This window comes from Desulfosarcina sp. (genome assembly GCF_046496365.1).
Classification (GTDB): Bacteria; Desulfobacterota; Desulfobacteria; order Desulfobacterales; family Desulfosarcinaceae; genus Desulfosarcina.
Map to the genome: position 1 here is coordinate 1 of NZ_JAWOHB010000005.1, position 9777 is coordinate 9777.

The following is a 9777-nucleotide window of genomic DNA, read 5'->3' on the forward strand; positions in this document are numbered from 1 at the left end:
CTGATATACCGTCGACGTGGCGGAGGATGTCCTGTTGATTAAAACTTTGAAACTGCAGTCTTCACACTGGCCATACGGGAAAGAGATTATATGCGGCCGGTATCATCGTCCCCCTTATAGTCGTTTAATCACGCAAAAGGCGGCCTCCATAGCCGCCAGTCACCAATATAAAGTGTCAGGATGAAACAACACCTACCGTCGTCTATTCCACCAGAAACCGCCTCCGCCGAAAACTAAAAGCAACACTAAGATGAGAATGATGAGACCTGTCGTACTCATGGCAAATTCCTCCCTTTACGTTGTTGTCTTTTTTTGTCGTTCCCGGAACACTTTTTCCGGGCGATTTATTTTAGTACTGCCTTTTATAGTTCAGTTTTTGTGCCAGGTTTCCCACATTCAGGCGGAGCCACCCAATATTTTGATTTTCAAGAACAATTTGTGTAAAAAACACTTTCGGGGCAGTCATTAACCGCCATACAAAAAGGTCATATGTAACCAAGTGGTTATATATAACGTTTTTAAGGTCTGTTGGGTGTTATGGGCAGCAAACGATGATGGCAAATTGAAATTGGGATGAGAATTGTCAGCTTCAGAACCGATCCATTCTGATGAAAACACCAAGCCTCAATTGGCCTGTTTCAGAGCCTCAGCGGAGTTCATGCAAAAGCTACCCATCACCGATGGGTCGAATGACTATCGTCAGGTGCATGGAAACGTGGCCGCGTTGTCGCCCTGATGTATCCGGTAGCCCTGCTGTTTCTCTTCGTCATCGCCATGATTCGGGGGGGTTGAGGTAAGCATGGACCATCCATGAAAGGTTCCTGACCGCTTTTTCATCTTCTGAATGGCTCTGCCTAAGCCCCTTGAGCCTAGTGGGCGCGATATCCAATTCCAAGGAACAGACCAAGCCGGGAAACCAGGTTTTTATAACTGAGTTCGGAGCCGGAGTCCATCGCCGTGTGGTCCACTTCGCACTTCGGGGGTACTCGGATCGCCCCTTATGGCGCCTGCCTGCCCGTCGTCGCCCACTTGCACGTCAAACTTCCCTCGTTTTTATTCAACTACTTCTTTTGATACAAGCCAATCAACTCAGCCTTTGAAATAATACGGCCTTCCATAGCTTTCTCAAGTTCTGCCTTTGTTGGTTGGCCAAGGTCAGTGAGTACAATATCCAACGCATACAGCTTATGAAAATACCGGTGCTGGCCTATTGGTGGGCATGGACCACCGTAGCCTGTTCGTTTCCAGTCATTCAAACCTTGAAGTGTTCCATTTGGTAATTCCGTATCTTTAATTCCTTCAGACAAAGAGGTAGCCGTTGCTGGAATATTGTAAAGAACCCAATGAACCCAGGTCATTCTTGGATTAGCAGGATCAGGAGCATCAGGATCGTCTACGATCAATACCAAACTCTTTGTACCATCAGGTATACCAGACCATTTTAATCCAGGGGATATATCTTCTCCTTGACATGTGAATTGTTTAGGAATCCCTTTCTGGTTTTCAAAACTTGGCGATGTTAACTCCATCATATTTTTTGCCTCCTTTGCATATAGCATTGAAATACCATAGAATATGCTGAGTCCCAGAAAAATTGATTTAGAAAGTCTCAAAATAAGCTATCCCGGTATCTTGCAACACTACGTTCCCGCTGAGATCTGATAGCCTGCCGGTTCGTATCCCTCTTCGCAGTCAACTTTCCGGGCTACCCCGCCCCGGCAAACATGAAGAAAAGACGAGCCCGCCAATTGAAAGGTGGGATCCCTCCGGGTAAATGGGAAGGTTGCGACCAAAACCCAACAGAAAGGATCCCCCCATACCGCTTACAGCGACAGTGCAAGCTATTAAAGCATATCAGGCGCAAGTCGAAAAGAACCAAATCACTTCGTATAACCTGCCGGAGCGTGTCAAATGCGGTCTTGCGGCGCGCCACTTCAAGATCCACACCTATCGGGAGCGCCCTTTTTTGATCATCGACGATATGATGGTGCAGCCCGAGCATGTGGCATTGGTCCGTTTCCGCTGCCCGGCCTGCAACAAACCGTGGCCTACTATCCCGATTTTGCCCTTCCGCATAAAATGGCATCTTTTCAGGGTCCCAACTCAATAATCTCGCTCGATAACTGATCGTTAATGTGCATGAAGATCCCCTGATCTGGAACCTTTTGATAAGAAATTGTTTTTCAATGTATTAAAATGGGCTATACTGAAAAAAAGCAATCAGGTCATATGGAACTTTTTGATAAAGAGCTATACAATGCGAACAAAAACATAGTCGCCGTAGTCATGGGGCACTTTTTTCTGCGTTACCTTAACCGGCTTTACCATGAATTCGACGGTGATCTCCTTTTGCCCGTGGTGCTCGGCGAAATAGCCCATCACAATATCTTCAAATTTTATTCGCGCAACGGGCAATGCGCCTATATCCGGGACAAACTGTTAACCCGTAAGGAAAAGTTTGCAAAACTCGAACCCACCAATGCCTTTTCCATCAGCGAAGCCACCGGTATTCCGCGCGAAACAGTCAGGCGGAAAATCGATAAACTTGTGGAAAAGGGATGGATTGTCAAGTATCCGCGCGGGGAGGTGACCATTTCCGAAGCCGTGGACGAACATTTTCTGCGGGATTTCAACACAATTTTGCTCTCCGAACTTCTCGAAACCGCTGAATGCATAAAAAACATAGTGAGTGCGCCTGAAGCCCTTCCCAAATAATCAAAAACATGATCCCCTTCCTGATTGTGCTCAAAATGGGCATCTGAGATGTTGTCTATTTTCATCAAATCGAATATAGCCTCCAAGCAGCACCAAAATTCCAGATATAGTAGTTTTCTCATCGAAATTAACAATTACCATTATCCGGAGAAAGTGGTATGCGCTCCTTTATTCTATCAATCGCTAGTGCGGTGGCTATGGCATCCCTGCTGCTGGCAGCATGCACCACTGTCGGCCCAGACTATGTCCCGCCCGAGCCCGAAATGCCTGAATCTTACCTTGAACTGGGCGACCCGGCCCTGAAACCGGTTCCAGCCGACGTTAAACAGTGGTGGGTGGTTTTCGATGACCCGATGCTCACCGATCTGATCGGGATGGCCGCCCAAGGCAGCCTGGACCTGCGCATCGCGATCGCCCGCGTCAATGAAGCACGGGCCCGGCTGGGTGTGGTGTCCGGGCAGATGGCGCCGGTTGTCGGGGTTCAGGGAGCCGCTGTGCGGGAAAGAACCGCACCGGCAAACAGCACCCAGACCCGTTTTTCCACCGGCCTGGACGCCGGTTGGGAAATCGATCTGTTCGGTCGCGTCAGCCGCAGCATCGAGGCCGCCGGCGCCGACCTTGCGGCGATACAAGAGGACCGCACGGACGTGATGATCACGTTGTATGCCGAAGTCGCCCGCACTTATTTGAGCATCCGGACACTGCAGGCGCGCCTGATTGCCGCCAACGGCAATATCCGCTCCCAGGAAACCGTTCTGGATCTGACCCGCAAACGTTTAAGCCACGGCCTGGCCACCGACCTGGATGTGGCCCAGGCCGAGCAGGTTCTGGCCGCCAGCGAATCCCGGCTGCCGCCCCTGCGCATCGAACTGAACCAGTCGATCAACACCATTGCCGTGCTGCTTGGAAAACAACCCGGAACATTGGCCGAAAAACTCAACCCGGTGCGGCCCATACCGCTGCCGCCCGCCGACGTCGCCGTCGGCGTTCCGGCCAACCTGCTGCGTCAGCGTCCCGACATCCGCAGGGCCGAACGCCAGCTGGCCGCTCAGACCGCCCGCATAGGGGTGGCCACCGCCGATCTGTATCCGACCCTTTCCCTCAACGGTTCACTGGGGCTTGGTGCCATCAACTCCGCCAATCTGTTTTCACGCGACAGCCTGGGATTTTCATTGGGGCCTTCACTGCGCTGGAATTTGTTTGACGGAGGCCGCGTGCGCAATCAGATCAAGGTGGAGGATGCCCGCACGGAACAGGTACTGCTGGTCTACGAACGCACCGTTCTGGAAGCTTTGAACGAAGTGGAAAACGCCCTGACCGCCTTTATCGAGCAGCGCATCCAGTATGAAGCCCAGGAACGCTCGGCCGCGGCGGCCCGCCGATCCCTCCAGTTGGCGACCGCGCTGTATCGCGACGGTCTGATCGGCTTTCAGAGCGTGGTGGATTCCCAGCGGGCCCTGTTCGATTTCGAAAACCAGGTGGCGGCCGCCCAGGGCCAGGCGGCGGTCAATGTGGTGCGCCTGTACAAAGCGCTGGGCGGGGGATGGAATCCGGACGAAATTGAAACCGCAGGAGGCACATCATGATACACTTCAGCAGACAGACGGGCCCGCGCGGGCGCTGCATTCCGGTATGGGTATGGTTGCTGATCGGCCTGGTCCTGCTGTCCGGGTGCCAGTCCGAAGACAAAACCCTCAGGCCACTGCCGCCACCCGTGGTGATCGTATCCGGCCCGACAATCGAAACGGTCACCGATTACGCCGAATTTACCGGAACCACCGCACCTTATGAATACGTCGAGATCCGGGCGCGCGTGGAAGGTTACCTGCAGCAGGTGGCCTTTACGCCCGGCAGCCGCGTTGCGCAAGGCGATCTGCTGTTTGTCATCGACCCCGAACCATTTCAGGCGCTTGTCAACCAGGCTGAAGCCATTGTCCGGGTGCGGCAGGCCGAAGCCAGACTGGCCGAGACCACACTGAAGCGCAAGGAAAACGCCTACAAAGACCGGGCCATCAGCGAGCTGGAGGTCCTGGAAGCGCGGGCGGGCCTGGAAAAAACGCGTGCCGCGGTGGCCGCCGCCCAGGCCGAATCGGAAACCGCGAAACTCAACCTGTCCTACACGCGGATCAAGGCGCCGATCAGCGGGCGGACCGGACGCAACCTGGTGGACACCGGTAATCTGGTCGGCGCCGCCGGCGACAAGACATTGCTGACCACCATGGTTCGCGAGGACCCCATCCTGGCCTATTTCACCATCAGCGAACGCGAACTGCTGACCTATCTGATGCGCCCCGCCGGCGCGTCCCCGGAACCGAAACCCGTTACAGCTGTTCAGTTGGGCGTTCACGGTGAGGCCGGTTATCCTCACAAAGGGCGCATCGATTTTCTGGAGAACCGTGTGGATGAGAGCACCGGGACCATCCAGGTGCGGGGCGTTTTCGACAACCCCAAGGGCCAGTTGGTCGGCGGCCTCTTTGCGCGCATCCGGGTGCCCGCCGGCGGGCCGCGCAAAGGGTTGCTGGTGCCGGAGAGGGCCCTGGGCTACGATCAGCAGGGGCGCTATGCGCTGGTGGTCGACCCGCAGAACGAGGTGGTGTACCGGTCGGTAAAAACCGGGAATCTGTTTAACGGCCTGCGCGAAATCGTCAGCGGCATCGAACCGCAGGACCGCTTGATCATCGACGGCCTGCAGCGCGCCCGCCCCGGAGTCCGGGTCGATCCAAAACCGGCCGATCCAGCCGTTTTTTCGGCAGACGACACACCCAAGGAGTAACCCGATGTTCAGCCGGTTCTTTATTCAACGCCCCATTTTCGCGTCGGTCATTTCCATTGTGATCGTGATCGCCGGCATGGTGACCCTCGGGAACCTGCCAGTAGCCCAATATCCTGAAATCACGCCGCCTACGGTCCAGGTATCGGCCACCTACCCGGGGGCCAACGCCCGGGTGCTGTCGGAAACCGTGGCCGCTCCCATCGAACAGGAAGTCAACGGCGTGGAAGGCATGATCTATATGTCCGGTACCTGCTCCAACAATGGGGTCTACAGCCTGACCGTCACCTTCAATGTGGGGACGGATATGGACATGGCCACGGTGCTGGTTCAGAACCGGGTGGCCATCGCGCTCCCCAAGCTGCCCGAGGAAGTCAAGCGCATCGGCGTGACCACCAAGAAAAAATCCACCAGCATGGTCATGATGATCGCGCTGACCTCTCCGGATAACAGCCTGGACGACCTGTTCCTGAGCAATTTCGCCACACTGCGTATCAAGGACGAGCTGTCGCGGATACCGGGAGTCTCCGAGGTTTTCACCTTCGGCGCCGGCGATTACAGCATGCGGATCTGGCTCGATCCCACCCTGCTCAAAGCCCGCGCCTTGACCACCGGGGATGTGCTGCGCGCCATCCAGGAGCAGAACACGCAGGTCGCCGCCGGTCAGATCGGCCAGCCGCCGGCCCCCTCCGGTCAGGATTTCCAGTACGTGGTCAACACCCTGGGGCGTTTGGAAGATGTGAGCCAGTTTGAAAACATTGTCATCAAAACCGGCGAAAACCAGCGCATCACGCGCCTGAAAGATGTAGCCACGATCGAGCTGGGTTCCAAAACCTACGGCTTGAACGGATTGCTCGACGGCCGGCCCACGGCCATTCTGGGAATCTATCAGCTTCCCGGTGCCAATGCCATCGAACTGGCCGCGGCCATCCGCGCCAAAATGGCGCAACTGAAAACCGCGTTTCCCCTGGGCCTGGCGTACGAAATTCCCTTTGACACCACCCTGTTCGTGCAGGCCTCCATCGATGAAGTCGTTGTCACCTTGTTCATCGCCATGGTCCTGGTTATTTTGACCATCTATATTTTTCTGCAGGACTGGCGGGCTTCCCTGGTTCCGGCGGTGGCCATCCCGGTATCGCTGGTGGGCACCTTTATCATCATGGGAGCATTGGGGTTCTCTCTGAACATGCTGACCCTGTTCGGCCTGGTGCTGGCCATCGGCATCGTGGTGGACGATGCCATCGTGGTGGTGGAAAACACGGCCCGCAATATCGACGAGTTCGGCCTCAAACCGCGTGAAGCGGCTATCAAAGCCATGCAGGAGGTCAGCGGGGCAGTCGTGGCCACCACCCTGGTGCTCCTGGCGGTTTTTGTGCCTACAGCCTTTCTGGGCGGTGTCACCGGTCAGCTCTACCGGCAGTTCGCCCTGACCATCTCGGCAGCCACCGTGTTCAGTTCCATCAACGCCCTGACCATGAGCCCGGCCCTGTGCGCCCTGCTGCTGCGGCCCGCCTCACAGAAGAGGAAGAATATTTTCTTTCGAGGGTTCGAGTGGGCTTTCGACCGCAGCAAAAGGGCCTATGGCCTGATATTGGCCAAGTGCCTACGCATGGCGGCCGTCGTCATGGTTTTGTTCGCCGGCATCAGCGCGGCCGCCTACTTTGGCTTTACCGCGATGCCCACGGGCTTTCTGCCCACCGAGGATCAGGGCTATGCCATGGTGAGCGCCCAGCTTCCCGACGCCGCTTCCTACGAGCGGACGCTGTCCGTCACCCGCAAGCTGGAAGCCGCTATCCGCGCCATACCCGGGATCCGGTCGGTGGTCGCTATTCCGGGCTACTCCCTGATGGACGCCGCCCAGGCTTCCAACAGCGCCGCATTCTGGATCATTTTTGATGAATTTGAGCTCCGTCAAACAGAGGAACTCCAATTGAAGTCTGTTTTTGCCAGACTCAGTGCCGCCACCCAAAGCGTGCCCGAGGCCGCCGTATTTGCGTTTCTGCCGCCGGCCATCACCGGGTTGGGGGTATCCGGCGGATTTCAGATGATGCTGCAGGACCGGGGCGGCGCCGGCCTGGCAGCCCTGGAACAGCTGGCCGGCGAACTGTCGCGGGACGCCAACGCCCAGGAGGCCCTGACCGGCGTTTACAGCACCTTTCGCGCCAATGTGCCGCAATTGTATGCCGATATCGACCGCACCAAGGCCAAAGCCCTGGAAATACCGTTGTCGGAAATATTTCAGGCCCTGCAGGCCTATCTAGGATCGTCCTACATTAACGATTTCAATCGATTCGGGCGGACCTACCAGGTCAACATCCAGGCCGACGCGCGTTATCGCGCCGCCCGGGAGGATATTCAGCGGCTGGAAGTGCGCAATGCCGCGGGGCGGATGGTGCCGCTGAGCACACTGGTGGACGTCCAAACGATAATGGGCCCCCAGATCATCACGCGTTACAACCTCTATCCGGCGGCGGCGGTCAACGGCAGCGCCGCCCCGGGCTTCAGCTCGGGCCAGAGCCTGGACGCCATGGAAGTCATGGCCAATGCCACACTGTCGCCGGCCATGGGCTTCGAGTGGACCGGAATGTCCTTCCAGGAGCGCGCCGCGGGCAACCCGATGGTCATTTTCGCGCTGGCCATCGTCTTTGTCTACCTGATTCTTTGCGCCCAGTATGAGAGCTGGTCCACCTCCCTGGCCATCCTGCTCTCGGTCCCGCTGGCCCTGACCGGCACCGTGGCCGCGCTCATGATACGCGCGATGGATGTCAATATCTACACGCAGATCGGCATTGTGCTGCTGATCGCCCTGGCCTCCAAGAATGCCATTCTGATCGTCGAGTTCGCCAAGGAAAAGCAGGAATCGGGCATGTCGCCCGACAGTGCGGCCTCCGAAGCAGCGCTGCTGCGCTATCGTCCCATACTGATGACGTCCCTGTCGTTCGTTCTGGGAACCTTTCCCTTGCTGGTGGCCGCGGGCGCCGGCGCCGCCAGCCGCCAGAGCCTGGGCACGGCGGTTTTCGGCGGCATGCTGACCGCCACCTTTTTAACGATCTTCTTCGTACCGGTCTTTTTTTTCGTCATCCAGAAGATCGGCATGCGATTGTGGAAGCCGCGGAATGCCCGGACGGAGCAGCAGCCGCAAGAGCAGCGCAGCATTTTGAAATGAATGCGGTAAATCACCTTCGCTGGTATGACGTCGATCTACATGGCCGTCGGATGAAATTTAAACGGTTAAGCCAGGCCGTTTGCGATGGCTTTGTCTCTATTGTAAACATTCTCGCGAAAAAAACGCGCCCGCCAGGTTCGATTGCCACGGTCTGGTAAATCACCATCAGGGGAAGCGGTTCCTTCAGAAAACTCGAATTCAGGTAGCTGCTGATTCCAGGTTTCTGGGAGAGTACGGGGTTTCCGGGCCGATCAAAAAATCGTCCACATGCCTGGCAAAACCGGCTCCGGCTTCGGCATAGAAATTAAATGCAGCGTGCACGCCTTCCTTTTTCAGGTTCTCAACTTCATCGGCGTACATGGCAATGGCCGCCACCTTGCCGGTGAAGCCGCTCTCCTGCAATTGTTTGACAGCATACAGGTTCGCCTGATGGTTGGGCATGCAGAGGATCACTGTGGTTATTCTGTCCTGTCGCCCTTTTTCTCTGGCTCTGGCTCTGCCGCGTTCCCAGAGATCGGCATCGGTGGCATCGCCATAGATTACATTTCTGCCAGCTGTCTGTTGCCTGGCAATGACTTTGTCATCGAAATCCAGCCCGACGACAATATCACCATGTTTTGAACGAAGAAAATCGTAGACGCTGGTGCCGAGCTTTCCCATGCCGAAAATAGCCAGGCTGACAGGGCCAGGGTCCATAAGTCGATCGTCGGGATGGCGTTGCTTGGTTTCAAAAACCGTTAACCGTTCCTGCAGTTTGAGATGGATCACATTGGATGCTTTGTTCACGGGGGCCGCCAGCACATAGCTAAAAGATACCGATAGGGCCGTCACGATGAGCCATTCCGTGGCGATCCATCCGTTGTTCGCCGCCAGTGCACAGACAATGAGGCCGAACTCGCTGTAGCTTGAAAGACTTAAGGACGAGAGCACTGCTGTACGGACCCGCAGCTTGAAGCGTGTGAGAAGCAGAAAAAAGACAGCGGTTTTGACGGGCAATAAAATTAAAAAAATGAGGGAAGCCCCAATGGCCTTCAGGCTTAGTGAGCCGGAAAGCCCTATGCTCAGGAAAAAAAACACAAGGAAGAGCTCTTTAAATCCGAACAGGCTAGCGGCTACCTCACTGGAC

Annotated in this window: 6 protein-coding genes; 4 read left to right on the forward strand and 2 right to left on the reverse strand. The window is 56.0% G+C overall.

Going from position 1 to position 9777, the window contains the following annotated elements; all coding sequences use genetic code 11:
• Positions 1-1061: 1061 nt before the first annotated feature.
• Positions 1062-1613: a YbhB/YbcL family Raf kinase inhibitor-like protein gene (locus R6V78_RS00145; RefSeq protein WP_410287288.1), complete on the reverse strand. Its 552-nt coding sequence runs from the start codon at positions 1611-1613 to the stop codon at positions 1062-1064.
• Between the two features lie 616 nt (positions 1614-2229).
• Between R6V78_RS00145 and R6V78_RS00150 the strand changes: the two genes are divergently transcribed.
• From R6V78_RS00150 to R6V78_RS00165, 4 genes are all read left to right on the forward strand, one after another.
• Positions 2230-2715 carry a hypothetical protein gene (locus R6V78_RS00150; RefSeq protein ID WP_410287289.1) on the forward strand — a complete coding sequence of 162 codons (486 nt, stop codon included), beginning with the start codon at positions 2230-2232 and terminating at the stop codon, positions 2713-2715.
• Positions 2716-2873: 158 nt separating this feature from the next.
• Positions 2874-4301, forward strand: a complete 1428-nt coding sequence (locus R6V78_RS00155; RefSeq protein WP_410287290.1) for an efflux transporter outer membrane subunit — start codon at positions 2874-2876, stop codon at positions 4299-4301.
• Positions 4298-5488, forward strand: coding sequence for an efflux RND transporter periplasmic adaptor subunit (locus R6V78_RS00160; RefSeq protein ID WP_410287291.1), 1191 nt, complete (start codon positions 4298-4300; stop codon positions 5486-5488). Before R6V78_RS00155 ends, R6V78_RS00160 begins: the two co-directional genes overlap by 4 nt.
• A gap of 4 nt (positions 5489-5492) precedes the next feature.
• The gene (locus R6V78_RS00165; RefSeq protein WP_410287292.1) at positions 5493-8651 is read left to right on the forward strand and encodes an efflux RND transporter permease subunit; all 3159 of its coding nucleotides are present in this window, start codon (positions 5493-5495) and stop codon (positions 8649-8651) included.
• Positions 8652-8849: 198 nt separating this feature from the next.
• On the opposite strand, the gene R6V78_RS00170 is transcribed toward R6V78_RS00165, so the two are convergent.
• The coding region (locus R6V78_RS00170) for an NAD-binding protein (RefSeq protein ID WP_410287293.1) at positions 8850-9777 on the reverse strand (928 nt) is incomplete at its 5' end.

Bases quoted from the DNA above. Each gene is read 5' to 3' on its own strand.
- R6V78_RS00150 (WP_410287289.1), top strand. From the start codon at position 2,230: ATGGAACTTTTTGATAAAGAGCTATACAATGCGAACAAAAACATAGTC.
- R6V78_RS00155 (WP_410287290.1), top strand. From the start codon at position 2,874: ATGCGCTCCTTTATTCTATCAATCGCTAGTGCGGTGGCTATGGCATCC.
- R6V78_RS00160 (WP_410287291.1), top strand. From the start codon at position 4,298: ATGATACACTTCAGCAGACAGACGGGCCCGCGCGGGCGCTGCATTCCG.
- R6V78_RS00165 (WP_410287292.1), top strand. From the start codon at position 5,493: ATGTTCAGCCGGTTCTTTATTCAACGCCCCATTTTCGCGTCGGTCATT.